General features: G+C 37.3%; 20 protein-coding genes and 1 tRNA gene. 10 read left to right on the top strand and 11 right to left on the bottom strand.

Annotated elements, in window-relative coordinates; translation table 11 throughout:
• Positions 1 to 25 precede the first annotated feature (25 nt).
• On the bottom strand, positions 26 to 2,326 hold the full coding sequence (locus tag J2X77_RS18790; RefSeq protein WP_310082014.1) for a GH92 family glycosyl hydrolase: 2,301 nt from the start codon (positions 2,324 to 2,326) through the stop codon (positions 26 to 28).
• Positions 2,327 to 3,321: 995 nt separating this feature from the next.
• Between J2X77_RS18790 and J2X77_RS18795 the strand changes: the two genes are divergently transcribed.
• Positions 3,322 to 4,083 (top strand): helix-turn-helix transcriptional regulator, encoded by a 762-nt coding sequence (locus tag J2X77_RS18795; protein ID WP_209575916.1) that lies wholly within the window; start codon positions 3,322 to 3,324, stop codon positions 4,081 to 4,083.
• Positions 4,084 to 4,106: 23 nt separating this feature from the next.
• Here J2X77_RS18795 and J2X77_RS18800 read toward each other — a convergent pair whose 3' ends face one another.
• Both J2X77_RS18800 and J2X77_RS18805 read right to left on the bottom strand, forming a co-directional pair.
• A complete protein-coding gene (locus J2X77_RS18800; RefSeq protein WP_310082016.1) occupies positions 4,107 to 4,790 on the bottom strand; it encodes a hypothetical protein in 684 nt (227 codons plus the stop codon).
• A gap of 113 nt (positions 4,791 to 4,903) precedes the next feature.
• Positions 4,904 to 5,653, bottom strand: a complete 750-nt coding sequence (locus J2X77_RS18805) for a ThiF family adenylyltransferase (RefSeq protein WP_209575920.1) — start codon at positions 5,651 to 5,653, stop codon at positions 4,904 to 4,906.
• A 346-nt stretch (positions 5,654 to 5,999) separates the two neighbouring features.
• Here J2X77_RS18805 and J2X77_RS18810 point away from each other — a divergent pair, with 346 nt between their 5' ends.
• The 3 genes from J2X77_RS18810 to J2X77_RS18820 all read left to right on the top strand — a co-directional run bounded on the left by J2X77_RS18810 (position 6,000) and on the right by J2X77_RS18820 (position 9,020).
• Positions 6,000 to 6,350, top strand: a complete 351-nt coding sequence (locus J2X77_RS18810; RefSeq protein ID WP_209575922.1) for a DUF2200 domain-containing protein — start codon at positions 6,000 to 6,002, stop codon at positions 6,348 to 6,350.
• A gap of 104 nt (positions 6,351 to 6,454) precedes the next feature.
• Positions 6,455 to 7,321 carry an AraC family transcriptional regulator gene (locus J2X77_RS18815; protein ID WP_209575924.1) on the top strand — a complete coding sequence of 289 codons (867 nt, stop codon included), beginning with the start codon at positions 6,455 to 6,457 and terminating at the stop codon, positions 7,319 to 7,321.
• Positions 7,322 to 7,499: 178 nt separating this feature from the next.
• Entirely contained in the window at positions 7,500 to 9,020 is a 1,521-nt protein-coding gene (locus tag J2X77_RS18820; RefSeq protein WP_209575926.1) for an acyl-CoA dehydrogenase family protein, read from the top strand.
• Positions 9,021 to 9,106: 86 nt separating this feature from the next.
• On the opposite strand, the gene J2X77_RS18825 is transcribed toward J2X77_RS18820, so the two are convergent.
• Positions 9,107 to 11,020, bottom strand: coding sequence for an AAA domain-containing protein (locus J2X77_RS18825; RefSeq protein ID WP_310082019.1), 1,914 nt, complete (start codon positions 11,018 to 11,020; stop codon positions 9,107 to 9,109).
• Between the two features lie 196 nt (positions 11,021 to 11,216).
• Here J2X77_RS18825 and J2X77_RS18830 point away from each other — a divergent pair, with 196 nt between their 5' ends.
• The 3 genes from J2X77_RS18830 to J2X77_RS18840 all read left to right on the top strand — a co-directional run bounded on the left by J2X77_RS18830 (position 11,217) and on the right by J2X77_RS18840 (position 12,722).
• Positions 11,217 to 11,555 carry a cupin domain-containing protein gene (locus tag J2X77_RS18830; protein ID WP_209575930.1) on the top strand — a complete coding sequence of 113 codons (339 nt, stop codon included), beginning with the start codon at positions 11,217 to 11,219 and terminating at the stop codon, positions 11,553 to 11,555.
• A 71-nt stretch (positions 11,556 to 11,626) separates the two neighbouring features.
• Positions 11,627 to 12,379 carry a BlaB/IND/MUS family subclass B1 metallo-beta-lactamase gene (gene bla / locus J2X77_RS18835; protein WP_310082021.1) on the top strand — a complete coding sequence of 251 codons (753 nt, stop codon included), beginning with the start codon at positions 11,627 to 11,629 and terminating at the stop codon, positions 12,377 to 12,379.
• Between the two features lie 269 nt (positions 12,380 to 12,648).
• Positions 12,649 to 12,722: transfer RNA gene (locus J2X77_RS18840), tRNA-Ala, on the top strand.
• A 65-nt stretch (positions 12,723 to 12,787) separates the two neighbouring features.
• Here J2X77_RS18840 and J2X77_RS18845 read toward each other — a convergent pair.
• On the bottom strand, positions 12,788 to 13,216 hold the full coding sequence (locus J2X77_RS18845; protein WP_209575933.1) for a nuclear transport factor 2 family protein: 429 nt from the start codon (positions 13,214 to 13,216) through the stop codon (positions 12,788 to 12,790).
• Between the two features lie 294 nt (positions 13,217 to 13,510).
• Between J2X77_RS18845 and J2X77_RS18850 the strand changes: the two genes are divergently transcribed.
• Positions 13,511 to 14,767 (top strand): hypothetical protein, encoded by a 1,257-nt coding sequence (locus J2X77_RS18850; protein WP_310082023.1) that lies wholly within the window; start codon positions 13,511 to 13,513, stop codon positions 14,765 to 14,767.
• 3 nt (positions 14,768 to 14,770) lie between these two features.
• On the opposite strand, the gene J2X77_RS18855 is transcribed toward J2X77_RS18850, so the two are convergent.
• Entirely contained in the window at positions 14,771 to 15,895 is a 1,125-nt protein-coding gene (locus J2X77_RS18855) for a peptidoglycan bridge formation glycyltransferase FemA/FemB family protein (RefSeq protein WP_310082025.1), read from the bottom strand.
• Positions 15,896 to 16,128: 233 nt separating this feature from the next.
• Here J2X77_RS18855 and J2X77_RS18860 point away from each other — a divergent pair, with 233 nt between their 5' ends.
• On the top strand, positions 16,129 to 17,790 hold the full coding sequence (locus J2X77_RS18860; RefSeq protein ID WP_209575937.1) for a DNA polymerase/3'-5' exonuclease PolX: 1,662 nt from the start codon (positions 16,129 to 16,131) through the stop codon (positions 17,788 to 17,790).
• A 3-nt stretch (positions 17,791 to 17,793) separates the two neighbouring features.
• The gene (ybaK, locus tag J2X77_RS18865; protein ID WP_209575939.1) at positions 17,794 to 18,270 is read left to right on the top strand and encodes a Cys-tRNA(Pro) deacylase; all 477 of its coding nucleotides are present in this window, start codon (positions 17,794 to 17,796) and stop codon (positions 18,268 to 18,270) included.
• Here the strand turns inward: ybaK and J2X77_RS18870 are convergent.
• From J2X77_RS18870 to J2X77_RS18890, 5 genes are all read right to left on the bottom strand, one after another.
• The gene (locus J2X77_RS18870; protein ID WP_209575941.1) at positions 18,257 to 19,042 is read right to left on the bottom strand and encodes a methyltransferase domain-containing protein; all 786 of its coding nucleotides are present in this window, start codon (positions 19,040 to 19,042) and stop codon (positions 18,257 to 18,259) included. The two genes, ybaK and J2X77_RS18870, sit on opposite strands and share 14 nt — an antisense overlap.
• Before the next feature lie 40 nt (positions 19,043 to 19,082).
• Positions 19,083 to 20,066, bottom strand: coding sequence for a lipoate--protein ligase (locus J2X77_RS18875; RefSeq protein WP_209575943.1), 984 nt, complete (start codon positions 20,064 to 20,066; stop codon positions 19,083 to 19,085).
• 111 nt (positions 20,067 to 20,177) lie between these two features.
• Positions 20,178 to 21,191, bottom strand: a complete 1,014-nt coding sequence (locus J2X77_RS18880) for a glutathione synthase (protein WP_310082029.1) — start codon at positions 21,189 to 21,191, stop codon at positions 20,178 to 20,180.
• 13 nt (positions 21,192 to 21,204) lie between these two features.
• Positions 21,205 to 23,037: a tyrosine/phenylalanine carboxypeptidase domain-containing protein gene (locus tag J2X77_RS18885; RefSeq protein ID WP_310082030.1), complete on the bottom strand. Its 1,833-nt coding sequence runs from the start codon at positions 23,035 to 23,037 to the stop codon at positions 21,205 to 21,207.
• Entirely contained in the window at positions 23,027 to 23,806 is a 780-nt protein-coding gene (locus J2X77_RS18890) for an N-formylglutamate amidohydrolase (protein WP_209575948.1), read from the bottom strand. The genes J2X77_RS18885 and J2X77_RS18890 overlap by 11 nt, the downstream gene beginning before the upstream one ends.
• Positions 23,807 to 24,080 lie beyond the last annotated feature (274 nt).

A 24,080-nucleotide genomic window follows, 5' to 3' on the forward strand; every position in this document is an offset into this window, starting at 1 on the left:
TCAGTTTTCAATTTAGTTGGCTTATCTATCTATTTCCAGTAACTATTAGAATATCCTTGCTATTGACTAAAGTTTGGTGACTGATTTTAAATCCATTGAATGGCTTTCCGTCGATAACTATTTTTTTGATATATTCACCACTACCCTGTTTTTGGCGTCTTATGGTTACTTTATCGGTATTTGGATAGAATTTCTTATCGAGCTGAATAGTTACCTTATCAAACACAGGGGTTACAACGGTGTAATCTGGTCTACCCGGGCAGAAAGGATAAATCCCGATCATGTTCATAAGTGCCCATGTAGACATCGTACCGGTGTCATCATTACCAGGTATACCGCCGGGGCTATTGGTAAAATGTTTTTCAAGTATTTCTTTAACTAACTTTTGGGTGCGCCATTCTTCGCCTTTAATTTCTGAGAACACGTGTGGATACAGCATATCCGGTTCGTTTGTCACGTCAAAATATCCCTTATCGAACGTTGCCTGAAGCCGATCTACAAATTTTTGCTTTCCGCCCATCAATTTCACCAAACCAGGAATATCAAACGGGATTGCAAAACTATAGTTCCAAGCATTACCTTCATGGAAACCATGATTAGGTTCAAAATTGGCGCCCATCAATGGGCTAAATGGACTTAAAAACTCGCCGTTAGGAAGAATAGGTCTGAAAGTCCCATACTCCGAAGAATAATAATGTTTATATCCTTGTGCTCGCTTAGCAAAAACCTGAGCATCTTTGGTTTTCCCCAATGATCCGGCCAACTGCGCTAAATTCCAATCAGCAACATAATATTCTATCGCATGAGATACGGAATTATCAAATGAATCGCGCAACGGAACATACCCATACTTCACATAATCCGCATTGTCAGGCCTAATTTTATTTGTTGAGTCAGTTGTAGTGGCAGATTTCAAAAATGCCTCGTAAGCTGTATTAATATCAAAATCCCGAATACCTTTCATCCAGGCATCAACGATCACAGGAACTGCGGGATCGCCATCCATCGTATAGCTTTCTCGGCTATACAATTCCCATTTGGGCATCCATCCGTTTTCGTTATACATATCGATCATGGAACGTATCATACCAACCTGCTTATCCGGATAAACCAACGACATAAGCGGCTGTACATTTCTATAGGTATCCCATAGTGAAAACACCGTATAACGATTATGATCTGCTACCAGAGTCTTCCTGCTTTCCATGGCGGGATACTCGCCATTCACATCCTGTAAAACATTAGGATGAATCATGGCATGGTATAGTGCTGTATAGAATACTGTTTTCTGATCTTCCGTTCCACCCTCTACCTGTATCTTCGACAAGGCATTATTCCATTGCAAAGAAGCCTGCTGATGCGTTTTCTCAAATTCGAAATCAGCCTGCTCAGCTTCCAGATTTTTACGGGCATTATCGACGCTCACAAACGACACGGCAAGCTGAACTTCTAAACTTTCATTCTCTTGCACATCAAAGCTAAAAAATGCACCAAGATCATCTCCAGAAAGCTGATCTGTATAGTCTGTGAAAATTTTATATTTTCCAGCATCCTTATTCCAGTCATTTTCCCATTTTTCTCCCGCACGCTGAAATTTCCAGTAACCTCTTTTCGCGGGCTTTTTATTGACACGCATGACAAAGAAAATTGGGTAAACAGCCTGATTATTACTATAACAAAAAGAACCCAACAACTTAGACCCTTCTATTTCAGTATCACTCACATAACGAACCGTTGCTCCCGTTTCATTTGTTAAACCTTCGCCCAAATTAAGCAGGATATTAGCCTGTCCTTTTGGAAAAGTAAATTTAGAAACACCTACACGGGTTGTTGCTGAAACTTCCGTTTTAATGCCATATTTCTTCAATACGTTGCTGTAATAGCCTGGATGGGCAACCTCCTCCATATAGGTACTACCATATTGATGATAATCAACCTCCAGTTTTCCTGAGGTTGGCATTAACAACAAACTTCCCATATCTGGGCACCCTACTCCACTTAAATTGACATGTGAAAAACCTGTAAAATAACTATTACTATGTTCATAGGGAGTAGACCACCATCTTTCATCCTTATCAAATGTGTTAAGGGATGATCCCATTACATTAAAAGGGGAAACATTCATCAAACCGTTGGGCACCTGAGCTCCGGGATTAGTAGTTCCATAATTGCTGGTACCTATAAACGGGTTTACATAGTGTACAGGAAGTTTTTGGGCAGAAACATGCTGCCATAGGAATAATCCTAAAAATAAAAAATGAATAAATTTGATCATATAATCTTGATAGACGGCTTTGCAAATCGCTTTCGTTGAAGCAAACACCATAGGCCGCGCATTTTAGCGTGTACCTACAATACTACAGATAATCAGAAAGATTTACAAATCTTAATGACCGTTATATCGATGATTTTACGTTTGTTAATAGGTTTTAGCATGATTAAAATAAAAACATCAAGCAAAGCTATTCATTCCCGTCAATAACAATAAAAAACCTGAAGCGGGGAACTTCAGGTTTTTACTAACTAACCAATTATTAACCTAAATTATGAAACTACTATTATAACGCCATACATAATAGTTTGTTATCTGGTTGCCATGGTTTAACTAAACTTTAACAAATAGAGGGTTATACCGCTATCAGCCTCCACACAATTAAGTCAATCTGCACTCGCCATTGAAAGGTATTTGCTTATTGAAATAATGCCAACTGTTAATTGGTTGCGCCATGAAATATCCATGAACAGCTTTTCAGCCAACATGTGGTAATCTATACGATTCATTAGCATACTTAAGGGTATTCACGCTGTTAGGCTATCATTACTTCCAATATGCTATCTCAAACATGATGTTTGCCTCAACTGAGCATAGGGAGAGAAAAGATTTTGATTCATCTAAGATAAAATTATCATCTATCGTTACGAATGAACTAAGAGAGAAAGATCTGTTATCATATTTGCGCTAAACATTGTCAAATATCTTAATTATATAAAAATTATTATTGGGAAATTGATTTGAATGGATTATATTTATATAATTTAATTGCTAATCGAGCAAAGATAAGGAGTAAAACTATTAAATTTATAATATTGCAAATATTCTACACATTTGTGTAGATCTTGACAACTAAAATATAGTATAACCAAAAAAGCATTAAAATCTATGGATCATTTCAGTTAAAAAACCTTGAATGATCCTTAAATTAAACAAAGAGCTTATTTAGACAGTTTATTTAAATGATTATATTTGCGATATAATTTAACGTGAAATTTATTCTGAGTATTATTTAGATACAAAAGTAAATCCTATTTGTAATTTACACTATGAAAGTTGAGATTGAAGATTTTTTTAAGCCGGTACATGTTAAGGATGATTTTACAAAGGATGATTATGAGATCGTTGATGCTTACATTAATTTTGCGGAATCACTAAGCAAATTAACTTATCAAAGTATATATTTAATCGACTATTCTAAAAAGAGTTTTATATTCGTTTCTGATAATCCGATATTTTTATGTGGAAATTCTTCTTCCGAAGTTAAAAGAAATGGTTATCAGCATTACTTGGATAATGTTCCAGAGGAAGATTTGCAGTTGTTAAAAAAAATCAACGAAGTCGGTTTCGAATTTTTCGAAAACTTACCTACCGAAGATAAATTAACGCATTCAATATCCTATGATTTTCATCTTAAACAGTCGAATGGAAAGCCCCTTCTTATCAATCATAAACTGAAACCTATTCTATTGGACAAATTTTCCAACCCTTGGATAGCACTTTGTGTAGTTTCTATATCCTCACATGCCAGTGCCGGAAATATTAAGTTTAAGTCGGACAACGCCGGTAAACAGTTTGAATATAATTTAGAGACTGATCTTTGGGTAGAGTCCCCACACATCAAACTAAAGCCACGTGAGAAAGACATCCTTCTTTTTTCAGTACAAGGATTTACAATGGAACAAATTGCAGCTAAATTGTACGTCTCTATAGATACCATTAAATTTCACAAAAAGCAAATATTCTCAAAACTAAAGGTGAAGAGCATTACCGAGGCGACAGCACTGGCGATCGAATTATCGCTATTCTAGCAAACGAGATTGTTACTGTCACATTAGTTATCAAAAAAAAACATTTGTTTTGCTTTTAAAGCGAAACGAATTGAATCTTCACTATTATTTATAGAATATTGCGCAGCGTTATTTTTTTGAATAAAAAAATCAAGCCATTCGGTTCTAATATAAATAGGCAAGGTCTCTGAATACAGATACGTAATTGGACTTCCAAGCTCATGAGATTGCACACCAAGCTTTAATAAGGTGTTAGCCAATCTTTTGTCACACTCAGCAATTATTAGGCCTTGTTCTAGAAAATAAGGCGGGAAGAATGCATCAAAGAGCATTTTCTTTAAAATACTAATCCTCTTGCACTCAATCCTTTTTGAAATAATAAAACGGCCGATATGCCAATAATGTTTTACATTTTGCGACAAAAGGTCTTCTTTAGTCACTGAAAATAACTTTTGAATAGGTAATATCGTTTCTCTATCCCAGTAGGTTATGCGTATGGATGCAACAATATTGTGTTTTTCTCTGTCACGGAGCACATAATAAATTGAACTGTCAAAAAAACTCAAATCCTCCCCCAACAAATTCTTGTAATGATATGTGTATTCTTCATTAAGCGAATCATTCAGATTAAAATATTCAGCTGTAGTCCTTAAATAAAAATGAATAAGTTCAAAAAGCTCGTTCTTTTTAAGTTTAGTGAAATAATAATTATCAGATGCCCAATTCATGTAGATGGTATTCAAGAGCAATAAAAATAAGGACTTTCCTTATAACATTGTGCAGCGAAGTCAATAATACGCGAAAGTGTAATACTATCTACTATTTTTGTACTAAATAATAGTTATTCAATCATCGATAAATAGTAAAATTCTGGAAAGTATTTTACAGATTTTCGCGTTGCAAAATTGAAAATGATATGAGTAACCATCCCCGATAAGATATATAAACCTAATGATAACTGCGGCGGGGGGGATATTAAGGCTATTTTTCCATATTCTTTCAAAAATTCTTCTAACCAACTTGTCTCTATACGTCTTGCTTTTAAACTGTCTACGATAAATTCACCAACGTTTAACTCAAATGTTTGGTGTGCCCTTTTTAATGACGCTAGGTTAAGACCATTAGGCGGAAGTACAGTTAAAAACCCCGCCCAGCCTAAATTGTAAGGATGCACAACGGGTATCTCTCTTTCAGACATATATTGGTCAAAAATAAAGGGAATATTCGAGGAGAAATCCAACGCATTTATCGCTACCTTATGATTGAGACCGATACCATACAAATTATCCTGATTAATAAATTCAGGAAAAACACTAATTTTAGCTTCTGGATTAATTGCCTGCAAACGATTCTTTAATGCAATTACCTTTTTTATACCGATGTCGCTGTTGATATAATTTTGTCGATTTAGGTTATTCAATTCGACAACATCACCATCAGCGATTGTTAAATTTTCGAATCCCATTCGTAACAAGCATTCCGCGATGTAACTTCCTATTCCGCATCCTGCTATTAACACTGGAAAGTTTTTGATAAGCTGCTGTTCCTCTTCCGTGATATGTATGCTATTACGAATATATCTTAAATCCATTTATCCATTTTTTACCGCCATAAAGATAGAATTATAGTATATAAAATTACGATATACATACTCAAATTTATTCGACAAGAGATCTAAAAGGCCATGTTTTACATAGACCTCCAACATTACTTCTTCGACTATCTTTATTATTTCCGAGTAAAAAATATAAAGCATCAAAAATATTAAAAGAAACTGAAAGCGCTTTCAATCATGGTGTTTTGCACCGACCAAATCGATTGCTCGCTATTAAAAAGACCACTGGAAAAATTATTTAGCTTTAAAATTTGCTTCAGTAATCTTCAATCCTTTTATTTTATTTAAAATGAATACCTTTAATAATATCAACTTATAAAAAATGGATAATACAAGAATATATCGCATGACATTTGCCGGCGTATATCCGCTTTATATACAAAAGGCTGAAAGAAAAGGACGCACCAAAGAGGAGGTCGACGAAATTATATTTTGGTTAACCGGTTATAATCCTGTATCGATAAAGCGGCTAATTGCGGATAAAACTGACTTTGAACACTTCTTTGAACATGCGCCATGTTTAAACCCGAATTTATCGAAGATTAAGGGTGTCATCTGTGGCTATCGGATTGAAGAGATTGAAGACCCATTGGTTCAAAAAGTTCGTTATCTCGATAAATTAATTGATGAATTAGCTAAAGGTAAACCCATGGAAAAAATTTTAAGAAAATAATTTTTATCCCACTACCTTTGGAATATTATTTAGACACCACTTCTAAATGAGGCAATGAGTAATATTTCAAAACCGTGGTGCGCTAAATTTTATATAAATTGATCATGGAAAAACAGATAAATGCAGGTGAATTTGTAGATCGTTTTATGACTGGTAGTCTGGAGCATCTCCGCTATCAACAATCACCGATCAAGATATTTCAGCTAAGTGAAATTGCACCTTATATTAAATTTCCAACGCCACCTATTTTCTTGGGTTACAACCTCCTTGTTCATATTACCGAAGGATATTTTAAACATCAGATCGGCGCCAAAGAATATGTTGTACAGGCTCCCGCAATTCTTATTAGCAATTACGGCAATATCTCAACTATAAAGTCTGTTGATAAATCTGCGAAAGGACATTGCGTTTTGATTAACGACAATGCGATGACTTCCATTTTCAGGGAACAGGAGATTTTGAATATCTTTAATATTTCACCATTACTTAATTTAACAGTACAAGATAGTTTCGATCTACAGGAACTTTTTAGACTGCTGTATAACGAACTGCTTTCAGAATTACCTTATAAAGAATTGTTTGAAAATTTATTAAAATCGGCAATTCTAAAAATCATCAAACTTTCTTCCTCTAATCAAGCGCTCAATCGGAGGCAGGAAATTGCAATGATGTTCAAACAACTTGTACACAAAAATTTCAAAAAGCAAAAAAGTATCGCATTTTATGCGGACAAACTCGCAGTATCTACAAACTACCTTAATCGCTGTGTATTTTCGGTTTTCAAAAAATCTTCCAAAGAACTCATTCTTGAAGTGCTGATTATGCACAGTCAATTTTTATTATTTGAATCCACCAAAAGCATTGCGGATATCTGTTATGAATTGGATTTTTCTGATCCTTCTTATTTCTCACGCCTTTTCAAAAAAATTGTTGGTGTTTCTCCTACTTCTTATCGAAACAGAGCGACTTAGATTTTCAATATGCACGATTTGTCCTATCTTTTATACGCAAGTACACAAGCGAATCAAATTGATTGCAGTTAATTTTGTGTGAGTGATTGCAGCAAAAGAGAAGTTTAGTTCAGTAGATACTCTTTCTTCTTTTTGTTTCGATCGACATTGGTCCATCATTTGATTTTATATTTTAAAGATGCTTAAGGTTTCAGAACACAACAATATAACCCAAGATTTCGATTTGTTTATTGCGGATTTCAAAACGAGGCTATCAAGCTTATTCCATAAAGAATATGATTACAACTCGATCAGTCTAACGCGCGGGCTACCGCCTGAGTTTTTGGCTGAAATCATGAAAATGCAGCCCTTATCGGTTGCTATCCCCGAACATCACGGTGGTCGAGGCCTTCATGTAAAAGAATGTCTGGGTGTGCTTGCAGCCGCTTCTTATGAGTCATTGTCGCTATCTCTGATCTTCGGTATTAACATTGCTTTATTTTTGGAGCCTTTCGCTAAATATGGCGACACATTACTTCAGGAGAAGGTTTTCCATCAATTTTTGGAAAATCAAGCCATGGGAGGACTAATGATTACCGAACAAGCTTACGGCAGTGACGCCCTCAATATGCGAACATCTTATCAACAAAAGGATGATAAGTATTTTATAAAGGGTGAAAAACACTGGCAGGGTCTTACTGGTGCGGCAGATTTTTGGCTCGTGACTGCACGTAAGAAAAATGAAAAAGGAGAACTGGTAAGGGATATAGATTTTTTTGTAACGGAGAATGCTGCGGAAGAACAAAAGATAGTGGTCACAAAAAAATACAATAGCCTTGGCCTATACGCAATCCCCTACGGTGTTAATGACATCGACATCAATGTTCCTACGAATCACAAACTAAATCCTGAGAGCACAGGGATTAAATTGATGCTAGATACGCTTCACCGCAGCAGACTGCAATTCCCAGGCATGGGTATGGGCTTTATAAAACGCATGTTGGATGAAGCCATGAAGCATTGTTCAGAACGTCGCGTCGCGGGTATTAGTTTAAATGAATTAGACTCAGTTAAGTTTCAGTTGTCGCGCATACAGGCGGCCTTTACATTGTGTTCGGCAATGTGTTCATATAGCGTATCGATCAGTTCCATCAATAACGACCTTTCCGCTCATGGTGTAGATGCCAATAGTGTGAAAGCGTTTGTGACAGACTTAATGCATGAAGCTGCACAAATTTGTGTGCAATTATCAGGCGCAAATGGTTACAGATTGGACCATGTTGCAGGCCGTGGCCTCATTGACAGCAGACCTTTCCAAATCTTTGAAGGATCAAATGAGATGCTTTATTCGCAAGTCGCCGAAGCCATAGGTAAACTTATGCGTAAAACTAAAGAAAGTAATTTATTGTCTTTCTTAAAAAAATATAGCGGAACTGAATTCGCGGCACCATTTTTCTCATCAATTTTAAATTTTGATTTCCCCCTCCAGGCAAAACAGCGTGAACTGGTGACCCTTGGAAAGATAATCGCCCGCGTCATTTGTTTTCAATATGTTTTACAGATTAACAATGCAGGTTTCAATGATAAGATGACAGAAATAACACGTCAGCATGTTAGCATGGATATTTATATGTTTGTAGGCCAATTATCAAATAATAATAATGCGGAACCCCTGTTGAACTATGACGATAACACAGATTGGATGAAGTTCACTTCTTAATCAAGGGCTGTGCTAACTAAATCAACCGTTTTTAGCGAGGTCAAGTAAATTGCATGAAGCCACTTTTTAGAAAGTGGCTTCATGCGTTATATCGCTGAAATATCCCATTCCCAAACACTGTGGTAATGTCCAATCGCTTCGGTGTAGGCGATAAATTCACGATAGAAAGGATGTGAACCAATTGTGGCACTGTCCCCTATTACCACCAGTTTCTTCTTCGCCCTAGTCATTGCAACATTCATCCGACGCACATCAGACAAAAAACCAATCTGCTGCTGGGCATTGCTTCGCGTCAAACTAATATAGATAACATCTTTCTCCTGGCCCTGAAAACTATCGATTGTCTGTATTTTAATGAAATCAACGAAAGGTTTCATTCTCTCATCCTCCTTAAATACTTCATGCAGTAAAGAGACCTGTTTGCGGTAAGGTGCAATTACCCCAACACTCAAAAACCCGTTATTTATCAAGGAAGCTGTCCACGACCCCATATGAACGCTCAGATGAGCAGCTAGAAAATGGGCTTCCCCTACATTGAAGATTGCGCCGTCGATTTCCGTTTCTTCAAACCCTGCTCCCGCTGTATCAATAAATACCACCGGCTCAGAATCTTCTTCTAAGCTCCAATGTGCGACTGCGCTATCGGCCCTCAATAAACCATTATATAAAGCCATGGAAGGGTATTGCATAATTTTCTCGTTCATTCGATATTGTATATCCAGCAAAGAAACTAATTGTGGATTACGTTCCACTAGCTTTTCGAATAATGTGTGGCTCAAACCATCACGAGATAGTTTACAAGATTTTACTGTGGGCGGCAATTGATTGTGATCACCTGCCAGAACAAGTCGATGTGCTTTTAATATCGGGATCCAGCAAGCAGGTTCCAGTGCCTGCGCAGCCTCATCTATAATGACTGTTTCATAAATACGATTTCGGATAACCTCGTGATTCGCACCGACCAAAGTTGCAGTGATGACTTCTGCTTTGTTCAAAACATCTGTGGTGATAAAATCTTGAATCTGATCGACCTCCCTCCTGATCCGGTAAGCTTCATCAAACAATGCTTTTCTTTGTTCTCGTTCCGTCTTTCCAAAATTCCGTTTATACTTTTGAGCCATCTCTGTATAGGCACGGACTTGTTTTTGAAGTGTTTTAATATCCTTATTTGCGGCATGACTATCAATCTTTGCATGCAGTGTCAATTCCTGGAGATGCTCAGAAACCTTTACAGGGTTGCCTATTCTTACTACCGTAACTCCAGCAGCGTCCAAACGTTCCGTCAACAAGTCAACCGCCGTGTTGCTAGCTGCAACAACCAATAGCTGTTTGCTGTGTTGTTTTAATAATGCCTTCACGGCCTGTATCAATGTTGTTGTCTTTCCTGTCCCCGGCGGGCCGTGCAAAAGTGCTAGCGTATCTGCTTCCAATATCTGCTGGACTGCCTTATTTTGACTCACATTCAAGTTAGGATGGGCAAAGAACGCTTCATTGGATTTAATTGGAATCAATTCTGCTCCGATTAACTTTCGTACGAAACCTCCCTGCTTCGTATCTTGGCTCAATTCCCGACCTTTCTGCAACGCATTGAACATTTCACGATAAGAATACTCATCAAATAATAAATCAATACCAAGCTTTCCTTTCCTGCTCCATTCAGGCAATTCATCTACACGAAAGGAGATTCGCATCCCCTCTCTATTTATTGAGGATATGATACCATCTATTCGGTCATGCTCGGGGTTGTGATTCGAAAATAAGGATACTGGCATACCGAAACGAAATTTGTGATCGATGTCATAATGGTTGGTCCTGTTTAAACTAACAGATAAATAATCCCCTCTTCCAAGCTCCATATCGATTATTTGAACCGGAAACCAGGTAACACCTTGCATCCGTCGTTCATTTAAGCTACTTTTCAATAACAAAGTCTCGTGCTGTAATCTGTCAAATTGTTGTTCTTCACGTAGTAAAGTGATAAGTTCGTCGAAATAATTCATACTTGGATATCCAAATTGCACCAACGCAAAATAACTGTTTTTTCCCTTATTTGAATCATTTGAACACAAATTCTATCCATCTTTAATCAAATACCATTGCGCGCAATTCATATGTAGGTCACAAATTCATATTTATTTACTATAATTGAAAAACAAAGCATTTTACGCTCAAAGCATTCATAAAAACAACAATTAGATGAACGAAATATTCCTACACGACAACGATCAGCAATGGACAGACTTAGGCGAAGGAGTTATGCGAAAGATACTCGTTTTCAATGAGGAGCTTATGCTGATGAAAGTCCGATTTAAAAAGGGGGCCATCGGTATACTTCATCAACATCCACAGACACAAATTTCTTATGTCAGTGCTGGAAAATTCAGATACCATATTAATGGGGTTGACCGCATCCTAAACGCAGGTGATTCTTGCATCATTTATTCGCAATTGGTTCATGGATGCGAATGTCTTGAGGAAGGAGAACTGATCGATTCATTCACTCCTTATCGCGGAGATCTTATTCAATCCACATAAAAACATTTTAATCAAACGTTGAAGAAGCAATAATCATTTCGTCCCAACGTTAATAAAACAACATTAAAAATATGAATTCAATTCTTTCGGCTAATATCCGTGTGCTCCTTGTTAGTTTTTGTTTGAGTACTGGATTTCTATTTCTTTCCCCATCTATACATGCGCAGGATAAACCTCTCCTAATAGAGAAAATCAATTCGAATTTATATCTTTACACAACCTTTAATACCTTTGAAGGCAACAAATATGCAGCTAATGCTGTATACTTAATCACAAAAAAGGGTGTTATCCTTTTCGACACTCCATGGGATTCTACACAATATCAACCTTTATTGGACAGTATTAACCAAAAACATAATTTACCCGTTATTGCTATTTACGCAACACATTGGCATGAAGATCGTGCAGGTGGTTTTGCCTATTACAACCGTATTGGAATTCCCACCTACGCAACAAAAATGACGAATGATCTATTAAAGGCAAATCACAAAGCACAAGCAGCCCATCTTGTCGACATCGATAAAATCTACACAATCGGTGGTCAGTCTTTTGTAGTGAACTTTTTTGGTGCCGGACACTCCATGGACAATGTGGTTATCTGGTTTCCCAAATATAAGATTCTGGACGGCGGCTGTTTTATAAAAAGCGCTGAAGCCCGCGACCTAGGATTCACGGCAGACGGGGACATAAAATCATGGAAACCATCCTTAGCAAGGCTGATGACAAAATACCCACAAATTAACATGGTTATTCCCGGACACGATGCCTGGAGAGATAAAGGCCAAATAAAACGAACAGAAATGCTTCTAATAGAAAAAAGGTAATACATTTTTGGAGCTTCGGTAATCGATCTTCACTGCGGACAATCGGAGCAGGCTATTGGTAATAAGATATCTTCAGCAAACTTACTTGTTTACAGTATAATAAGAGACTTTGCAAAGTATTCGACGGGGCAAATTAAAATCTTCGCTTAATGTACAATTGGATTTTAAAAAAACAACGTGATAACAGCGTAGAAAAAAACAGCATAAAAGTAAAAAAAGGACTATGTTTATCCAAAAAAGTGCTATATTAGCGACACCAAATAGAAGCAGGGGCATTAGCTCATTTGGCTAGAGCGCTTCGCTGGCAGTGAAGAGGTGATCAGTTCGATCCTGATATGCTCCACAGAAAAGGGTACTTGATATAAGTACCCTTTTTTTATTTTTTAAAGCACATTTTAAGACACAGTTCTATTTGTAAGAATTTACAGATTTTGAAATTTTCCAGGTTCCATTTTCTTTGACCAGGGTGATTAAATCTGTTTTAGCGAAATCGTCGAATTGCATGGTAACTTTCGCGATTGCGTAATCGGGTAATTCTTCAACAATCTGTGTTGTTGTTCTGCAGTTCAATTTGATCCCTTTTTGTTTTTTCAAAAACTCAATGATCTCAAGACGACTATGTTTCAAATCTTGCTTACCACAAATTTTTTGGTTAAAATCAGCTGTGAAAAGTTTCTCTAAATTCGTTACTTGACCTTCGGTCATTGCCCCAACGTATTCATCGATGGCCAAATCAGCGGTTACTAGATTGCGTTCTTCAGGTTTAACTGAAGCCATTGAGCAGGTAGAGACTGCTATCATTGCCGCTGCTACAAATGTTTTTACTAGATTTTTCATATTTTTTTAAATTTTATAATGTATTAGTATATTTTTTCTATCGTATTGTCGCTTACTATATAAATTTGTTGCGCACTTTTTATTTATTTATTTTCTGTTTCAAAGTTAAGACAAGTCATCTATTGATATAATTACATTTAGATTAACCTTGTATTAAAATCGGTAAGTGATCTAATTTTCTAGGCGAGTGAAATTTTCGATCTGTTCTTTGTATAACCAAAACGTGACAGAATGAATAAATTATTGGTTTGAATATTGTTATTCTGTTTTTTTCCTATTAGATTGCATGCGTTCATGACACACAACAATAACGAATATCTTTTTGACTTTAGGCTGCCCCTTCTCTTGATTTTATTGCTTTGCAGCGAGAAATTTATATATGCTCAGCGCCCTGCAAATGAAATAGAAACCACCAAACATCTGGCTGACACAAGCAAACAACGTGACTTAATTGATATTGGGAAAGAAATATTAAACATCAGGCCGCCGCAAAAGGTAAAAAGTACAGGAAAGAAAGTCTATTTTTCCTTTTTGCCATTTTCGACAAATGTTCCTGGCGGAGGGCATGCTTTAATTACCAGTACGACAGCAGGATTTTATCTGGGTGATCGGTCTAACACCTATATGTCTAAAATGACATTTACTCCATATACAAATTTTGGTAAAAGATTTGGCCTTCCAATCCGATCCTATATTTGGTTAAAGGAGAATTCATGGGTAATCGACGGCGATATACGTCTCTTAAAATATCCGCACGAAACTTGGGGAATAGGTAAAGAGCACCAAGGTGACCAACAGATTAATTTAGATTACACCTATTTTCGTTTATATCAACACGCATTAAAAAGAATTCACGGCGGACTGTTTATGGGTATCGGATATGACTTGGATTACCGAATGAACATTAAGTCTACGAGCGATACCAAACTCGAAGACTACACTTCTTATCCTTATGGAACAGATTTAAGAGATAATACCACATCTTCCGGAGTCAGCTTCAATTTAATTTACGATACACGCGCCAATTCGATCAACACCTGGTCGGGGAACTATGCCAACCTGCAGTTTCGAGTCAATCCGACGTTTTTAGGTAGTGATCAAAATTGGAAATCGCTATTTTTTGAAGTCAGACGATACCATAGGCTTACCCAAGACCGAAATCGACAGAATATGATTGCGGTAAGGAGCTTCTTCTGGACTGTATTTAACAGAAAAGCCCCTTATCTCGATCTTCCTAATTTAGGTTGGGATCCCTATAATAGTTCTGGAAGGGGGTTTCCTGTAAGTCGCTTTCGGGGTAAATCGCTTTATTATCTAGAAACGGAATATCGTCGTGATATTACGAGAGATGGCTTATTTGGATTTGTAGCGTTTATGAATTTTACCACTTTAAACGGGCCAAAGAATGCCATGTTTGAAGATTGGAATATCGGTACCGGGGCTGGTGCGCGAATTAAGTTTAACAAAAATTCAGGCACCAACATCGGCATCGATTATGGAATTAGTAAGAACCACCGCGGTGTCCGACTCACCTTAGGTGAAGTCTTCTAATTGTTAGCTCAAATGATAACTTTGGTTTTTAAACTCCATTGAAGCATAATATTGATATTTTCTATTGTCCAACGGATAATCCCAACATCCCATACGGTGATAAATCTTTCCACCAAATCCTGTTTTGAAACGATAAAGCCCATACAGAGGATGTGAAGGATCTGCCTGTGGAGAGACACCAAAGAAATCATATTCTGTACAACCCTTTTCTTTCGCAAGCTGTATTGCACGCCATTGCAGAGCATATGTTGCCATATAATTACGATTCTCGGACGCAGAGGCTCCATAAAGGTAAGTACCCCGATTTGCTGCAATCACCAAAAACATAGCTGCTAAGGGCTGATTATCTACTTCCGCCACTAAAAGATACACATCAGCGGGCGATAATGTATCATTTGCCCTTGCAGAAAGAACAATCTTAAAATAATTGATATCATGTAAAAAAAAGTTATTTCGAAGTGCTGTCTGTCTATAAAGTTCGTACCAAATTTCAAGACTTTCCATTCCCAATGAACGGACGCGTACGCCTTTTCGCTCGGCAAGATTAATATTATATCTCGTCTTAGACTTCATATTTCCAAGCAATAAATTCTCTTCATTTCGAAGATCCATAAAAATAGTATTGGAAGGAAGGATATCGGTATTTGCTTTATGAAAATTCCAGTTTTCGGTATTAAAGTTAAAACGCATCTCCTGAATACGTTTCTCTGGTACTCCCAGCCAGTTACCATGGAGATCGTAACAATCCTCTTCTTTGGCCCAGTGCGATTCCCAGGAGAGATCATAACGAATCATGATACAATTTGGTGGGAGATGGGAACGTAAACTCTCTGATAACTGTTCTAAAAAGAATCCCTGGTTTTCATCCGATGGTTCAATCTCAGGCCCATAGGGTACGTAGGCAATGCTATGCTCTTGATCTACAGCTTGTAGGATAACCAATAGATCTCCGATAAAATAGGTATCGTCTTGTACTCCGACATATAAATCGGAGTGTTTAGATTTGAAATTAAATGCTTTGGACTGTATTCCTTGCATTTTTTTTACCGCAGACCAATAAGCTGTCTGTTGAATAATACCCGTCTTATAAAGACTACTGATGTCTTTGTCACTAATGTCTGCTATCATGTTGTTTCTGGTTTGATAGGGCTATTTTTATAGTGAAGTCTTTAAGAGACCCTAATTTTAACCCCAAAAAACGGCAAAAATAGCTAAAATGTTTGGTTAAGCACCCCTGCATTTGTCATATTGTTGTTGATTTTCGGAAATAGTATAAAATAGTCAATGTCGTATTATCTGTATCGGAATTATTAATTTGTGGTAAAATTTAAGATATTTGCAGCTTAACAATTCAGCATACAATGGACAATAAAGCGATCTCAAAAATTTTCAAATTATGCAGCCAATTGATGGAGCTACACAATGAAAATCCTTTTCGGACAAAGTCCATAGCGAGTGCGTCATTTAAATTGGATAAGTTGCCTTTTAGCATATTAGAGGCAAGTCTTGAAGAATTAAGCGCACATCCGGGAATCGGAAAGAGTATTGCTGAAAAAGCTAAGGAGGTCGCTGTTACGGGAACTTTTAAGGAACTTAGCGAACTCAGTGAAAAGACGCCCTCCGGTGTTGTTGAAATGTTAAATATTAAAGGATTGGGTCCTAAGAAGATTCAAATTATCTGGAAGGAACTAGAGATCGAAAGTATCGGTGAGCTACTTTATGCCTGTAACGAAAATCGCCTCGTCGAAGCAAAAGGATTTGGACTCAAAACACAGGAAGATATAAAAAAATCCATTGAATTTTCAATCTCAAATAAAGGTTGGTTTTTATATGCAAAAGTGCTTCCGCTCGCGGAGAAATTTTTCAATAATCTAAAAATACATTTCCCTTCTTCTCTTTTATCTTTTACGGGCGATTTCAGAAGAAAGTGCGAAGTATTAAGTACAGTCGATCTTTTAATATCTGAAAGTATAGACAGTGTAATCAAATACCTAGAAGGGTATATTTTAGTGGAAAGAACAGAAAACTCCATTGAGCTGACCGATGAATTAGGCTTCACGTTCAAAGTTTTCAACACCAATATCAATGATTTTTATCGTGACCTGACCCTTAGCACCGGATCCACTGCACACCTTGAGCTGCTCTTTAATATCCTACCTGATCTTCCTTCACTTTCCAGTGAAGAAGCGATTTACCGCAACTTGGGCATGGATTATATCGAACCCGAATTGCGTGAAGGATTAAATGAAATAGAACAGGCCCAAAACCACACGCTACCTAAGCTAATCCAATACCAGGATATCAAAGGTACACTCCATAATCACTCAACTTATAGCGATGGTGTGCATAGTCTTGAACAAATGGCATTGCATTGTAAAGACGTATTGGGTCTCGAATACCTCGGAATTTGTGATCACTCGAAAACGGCAGTTTATGCGAATGGACTTTCCATCGAAAGATTAGAAGAACAATGGCGGGAAATCGCTTTTTTGAATGAAAAATTAGCGCCGTTCCAGATCTTTCGCGGGATTGAATCTGATATTTTAGGTGATGGTTCATTGGACTATCCGGATGAGATATTGGCGAAATTCGACTTTGTTGTTGCTTCCGTTCACTCCAATCTAAAGATGGATGAAGAAAAAGCAACCGCTAGGTTAATTAAAGCAATAGAAAATCCTTATACAACCATATTGGGACATCCTACTGGAAGGCTATTGTTAAGCAGAGCCGGCTATCCATTAGATTTTAAAAAAGTCATCGATGCATGTGCTACAAATGGAGTTGTCATTGAGATCAATGCCAATCCTTTACGCCTGGATCTTGACTGGAGATGGCACCGTTATGCCGTAGAAAAGGGAGTATTGCTATCCGTGAATCCAGATGCCCATCGCACTGAAGGGCTACGCGATATGCAATATGGCGTGCTAGTCGCTCAAAAAGGAGGGATTCAAGCGGTTAACTGCTTGAACACATTTCCGTTAGAGACCATTACAAATTATTTCAACACGAAAAGACAGCGCTAGTGTATGTCCAGTAAAACAAATGCCGTTCGCCTGCTAGAGACCGCAGGAATACGCTATGAACTACGAGAATACGAAGTTGATGAACAGGATGTCAGTGCTGAACACGTTGCGGAAACATTAGGTTTACCGCTCGAAACATTATACAAGACCTTAGTGCTAAAAGGAAACAAAGACGCTTATATTGTCGCTGTCATCCCTGGCAACGCGCATCTTGATTTAAAAAAACTTGCGAAAGCATCGGGCAATAAAAACTGTGAGATGCTTCCAATGAAGGATCTCCTAACAGTCACCGGTTACATTCGTGGCGGCTGCTCGCCCATCGGAATGAAAAAACAATTTCCAACGTTTATAGAGGAAGCTGCTCAACTAGAAACCCTTATTGCAGTAAGCGCCGGAAAAAGAGGTCTTCAGATGGTATTAAATCCGGTCGACCTTGCTAACATTGCACATGCAGATTGGTCAGATCTTATTGGCTATTAATAGATTTATTTTTACGTCCATACAATAATATGCGTTTAAAAGGATATATGTTAGGAAATTTTGAGAAATGTTTATTGATACGAGTTTTAAACTCATCAACAAATTCCACCTTTTTAGCCTGCTCCAATCGTTCAAAATAGGGAATCAAAGCTGAACCTGCAATAAAATTATAGAGCGTATCTGCATCAGCCGCAAGCAAAGGATAGACCCGGAGCGAAAGATCCAATTGATCCAAACCATTTTCAAACAGCATCTTTGCATAAGTATCGATATCCAATACTGGAGAAGGTCTATTCCAATCATTTAAATATGTACGAAAAGGTTCCTCATTCCCCAGTTCAAATAAAATCTTATTTAAGATATTTTCTGGCTGATAAGGCATTTGTACCGCTAATTGCCCTCCTAGTTTTAATTTGGAAATAAGCTGAGGAAAAAGAACCCTGTGATCATCCACCCATTGCAAGGCAGCATTGCTAAAAATAAGGTCCCATGTACTTGGCTCAGCAACAAATTTTTCGACTGTACTTTGTCTAAATTTCAAATGTTCGGTTTGGAGATAATAGCTATGAGACAGCATTTCTGCTGAAGAATCCAGCCCAAGGAAATTTATATTGGTAAATTTTTCACTTAGTATAGCAGTCTGTTCGCCGGTACCGCAGCCTAAATCTACAGCATCCAGCACGTTATCTCCAACAATAAGTTCGGCTAAGTCATAAAATGGTTTAAAACGAATATCTTTAAACTGATAATAGCTATTCAGGTTCCAAGGCATATTTTTCTTATTAAACCCTTGCAGGGCAGTACAACATTTTCTATTTAAACAAAGTGAGAATTTCAGCCACATCGACTTTACCAAAATAATCCGTCAGATCAATCGACCGCAGTAAAAAATCAATCTCCTCCAATTCATGTTTTTTTCCAACCAATAGAATTTCGATATCATGAATCGATTTGGAAGCAAAAAAATCTCCGAAAATTTTAGCGCGTTCAATATATCCTTTTTGTACATCCAAGTGTAATTCAATAAAGCCAGCAGCTACTTTAATTGCTTTTTTAAAATTGTAATTTGGCGAAAAACCAAAATTCCAATCCCATGTCTCGTATTTTTCTTTGACCAGTTTTTGGATATTTTCGATATCCAATGGAGAAAGGGTGCTAATTTTAGCTTCAGGGTTTTCCCGTTTTATTTCTTTAATGAGCAATTCTTTAAAATGAGCTGTCGTAAAACCATTTGGTAAATATCCAATTAAATTAGTCACTCGAGCACGATTTGATTTTACTGCTTTATCTACAAATTTCAATGGATTGACCTTCAAAGCATCGCTAAGGATTTGCATCTGAGAATCGATCAATATTGTGCCATGTTGAATCATTTTGCCATTCTTCGCCATTTTAGCATTTCCGCTAAATTTTTTCCCGTCAACCAGGAGGTCATTTCTTCCTTCCAATTTTGCGGGTATATGCAATTGATTCAGTAGCGAAATAATTGGTTGGGTAAAGGTTGAAAAATCCATAAAATCATGATTCCCCAATAACGTATGAAACGAAAAATTAAGATTTCCAGCGTCATGATAAACAGCACCTCCACCTGACATTCTTCTAACAACCTTAATATTATTGTCATTAACGTAATCAAGATTTATTTCAGCCAGTGTATTTTGGAACTTACCTATAATAATTGAGGGAGCATTTATATAGAGTAGAAAGATATCTTCTTTGGGATATTTACCCAATAAATATTCTTCGGAAGCGATGTTAAAATAGGCATCGTCGGATGGAGATTCTATAATCAGCATATTTTTCTTTTTTCAAAAATAAAAATAAATTAATCAAGGTTATTCATCTCAAATCCATAATTATCTCAAATCTATCTTACAGTACTCCCCCGGGCTGCTCATACAACCAATTTATTTAAGTGATAGTTTTTTGCTGAAGGCAAGCTTTTCCTCCAGTTTATTAATAATAAACCCTGAAAAATCCTCCTTTAAAATTTCTTCCGCCTGACATAACGCACCTGGGCTAAATACGTTAATTTCCATAATACGATTACCAACCACATCCAGACCAACAAAATACATTCCATCCTGGATCAATTTGTCTTTTATTTTGTCAACCATCCCCAATAATTCCGCTGAAATAACGGCACCTTGGGTCTTTGCACCTTGATGTACATTACTCCGGATCTCATCGCCCTGTTGTACCCGATGAACAGCAGCATATTTACCGTTGATTAAAATAGGCTCTCCGTTGAGCAAAAAGAACCTTATATCACCACGCGCAGCTTCCGGCAGGTATTCTTGACCAATTACATAACCATCTCGCGCAATAGCCTCTACGGTCTGTTTTAGATTTTGCTGGTTGTCTTTATTGATCAAAAACACGTTTTTGCCCCCCGAACCCTTTAAAGGTTTTAAAATAATTAGGCTGTTCTGTTGTTCAAAAAATCGTACCACATCCGCATAGTTTCGCGTTACAATAGTTTTAGGTCGAATAGATTCATCAAACTCTTCTAAATACAACTTATTACTGGCTCTACCAAGGCTATCTGGATCGTTAATGACCAATACTCCTTTCGCTTTTAGGAAAGATGCAAATTGCAATGCGGAAGCCCCCGCCCAAGGTCTGCTTACCATATCCAATACTGGATCAAATCGCAGCCAAACCACGTCCATCTCCTCCAACGACACTTTAGTTTTTTCCGTTTCTCGTAATACCTCCATGAAACGGTCAGCCGATGTCAGCATCTGATCAGGCATTACTTTTCGCACATGGGCAGCAATATATGCCGACTCATAGTAAAAATCGGCCAGGCCAATATAATAAACTTCATGTCCCATTTGATGGGCCTTCAATGCCAAAAGAGTAGTCGTAAAACGAGCAGTTTCTTTGTGGGTTTGGTTGATCACGAATGCTATTTTCATATACAAAATTCGATTATTGAATCATTTGGAATATTCCATTATTCTTTTTGAGATTTAACAAGGCATCCTTATAGGGCGCCATTAAGTATCTTGGGGTTAAAATTGGAGACTTCAAGACCCCCTTTAAAGTGAGCTCTTCGACAATTGGTATATAATCTTCACGAATTTTGCCCATAGTTAAAAGTGCAAGTTCCCTTCCGCTTTTGATATAATTGGTCAATTCTATTAAGCCACTCAAGTACAATGCATCTTTTGTAATTCCACCACTTCTATAGACTCGCATTGTCATTTGGAAAGCAGTTTCGTGCAAAAATTGATACTTGTCTACTAAAAGTGAGAACGTATCAATAAATGAATTACCTTGCTGCATATGATGCACAGCAATAACTCTTCCCGCTAGAATACGCAATCTATTATTGGTCAGCCCTCCGACCAAATATTCGGCGAGTACAGCGAGACCTTCCTGAAGTTTTTCATAACCAGGAACTCCTAACCTAAAAAGGCTGAAAGGCTGCTGTTTTCCATTATAGTAAGTGACGATATGTGTACCAACTTCATGCTGTATGAGTGCCTTTACCCTATTGCGCGGTAAACTGTACTGCTTGCTTATATTGAGCACGCCTTGGTTGACCATCACGCCGTAGATGTCATCGCGAAGTCTTACTGTCGTTCCAAAGTTTGGATCTTGGCTTTTCAAATAATCCAATTCCTCCTGGGCCAGCTTGGCGAATTCCTCGGCGTAAACAATATCTTCCTCTTTTGTCCTCACTTCTCGATCAGTAGTGGTAATCGTTAGGATTGCTTGTGCTTTTTCCAATAATTTCTCATTAACTGTACCAAACACTTGCATACTTCCTAGCAAAAATCCCTCTTTTCCACGTTCACTCAGCATTGTCATCATCTGGTCGAGCTCCTTTCGTTTATCACGAAATAAGTATGCCATGGAGGGATCAAATAAATCCTCTATATGCAAATTATAAAGATTCCTTTTGATAATATCTGGATCGATAGGCATGGGTCTATAATGAAACACAGGTGTTTTTCGATAATTACCTTTCTTAAACTGTTGCCAAGCATCGTAAGAATTTGTGGGAGTAATCAACAGCAAAAAATCAAATCTTTGGCTCTCTCGAGCCAATTTCTGATCAATTTCCCATGCTAAAGGAAGCATTTTTTTTGGCTGGCTGATTTTAAACGCAGTAGGTTTCGATAATGTGTGAATACGAATGAATTCAAAGAATGTTTTAGACAAGCTCCTAGATATGGCTTCACGAAAATGGCGAAGATCAATCGGTAAAATTTGCTGATCTACTCCTAGTAGATACTTCGGTTTTACCTCAAGCCCCATGTAAAATATATTTGTGTTCAGATTATCCAATTGAATACTTGACGGTGACAGACTCTGCGTTGCATTCGTTTTTGAATCCGTAAGTATTTCTACTTTGGAAATCGACTCTTCAGTGGTCAGTTGCTTTCCTAAATATTGAGCAATAGACTGCACGTTTTTACGGGCAATATGGATTAGAATATCCTCTTCCTGCCCAGGATCTGATGCCCAGGCTTCAATGATCAGACAAGCACCAAACTCCTCTACAAGTCTGTTTAGTATAGGGGCAATCCATTCAGAAACATTCATCTGCGGATCTCTTACTCTAAAATAAGCTGGCTCTGACTTGACCAGCTCTGCAAGCATGGGATCTGGACTCAAAAACTGTCGGTATAAAAATAGATAAGGAACGACTTGATTGAATACCAATTTATTCTTAGACGGAATCTGTACGTGAAAAACTTCCTTATTTTTGATCATTTTTAAAATGCCAGCGAGTTGTTTCGCATTATCTTTCATAGGCAAAATAATTTTCCAATGTTTCTATACTTTGCAAAAGAAGTTGCTTATACTCCTGTAGTTTTTGTGGAAAAACTTCCCCCGTCCATTCATCCATAAAATCTTTCCTAAATTCGATCGAAAAAATACAGCCTTTATCGCCGAACTTATTATTCAAATACGCAGAAAGAAAACCACCTTTAAATTTCACATTCTCACGCACGTCGTAAACTTGTCCATCTTTTCCAGTTTGTAATACTTTTAATAATTGATCAGTCAAGTCTCTCCATTTTTGGTGATTATGTTGCGTCCCTAAATTGATTTGTGGATCGGCAGCACTGTTCACAATTGCCTTAGGTCCCTCGCGACGCATGTTGTAGCTATGGATATCATAGATGACAAAATAACCATAACGATTAATAGTATTTTGAATCTGCTGACATACATCTGCATACACACGGTCATAAATCGCATATAACTCATTTATCTGCCCCTGCAGTAATGCTGCTCGCCAAACACGCAAGCCCCACGATTGCTCAGGTTTAAGATAAATAGCATCTTCTCGCTTTCGGTTCAAGTCCAATTGAAACCTAGACGTTCCAGACACAAACCTATTGAAAGGTAGCTCCGCCAAAATAGCTGTGTAAGGATCCTCTTCCCGTAATCGCTCCTCTTCAGAAATATTAAAATTGACTAATATATTATCGTCGACGTGATGACCATCATGTATTGCAAAAGCCCAAAATGGACTTTCGTTATTTTCAAATTGATAACGGTATGTTAGTGACATAGACTTTTTTTATAGTTTATGAAAACAAGGCCATATTAATTGATAGCCCCCTGTGTTAAATTAACAGCTATGGCCAAAAAAAAGTTTGAAAATAAAAGGGATTACCGCTATAATCAGAAACTTTTTCATTACTCAAATAAGCGTATGTTAAAAATCGTTAAACGGCAAGTTCGATACAAAGTATTGGCATCTTTCTTGAATAAAAGATAGTAGTTTCATAAAGTTAGGTTAATAATTTAGTTAGTTTATAAAAAACCTGTTAGTATCCCCACTA

Source organism: Sphingobacterium sp. 2149, assembly GCF_031455655.1.
Taxonomy (GTDB): Bacteria; Bacteroidota; Bacteroidia; order Sphingobacteriales; family Sphingobacteriaceae; genus Sphingobacterium.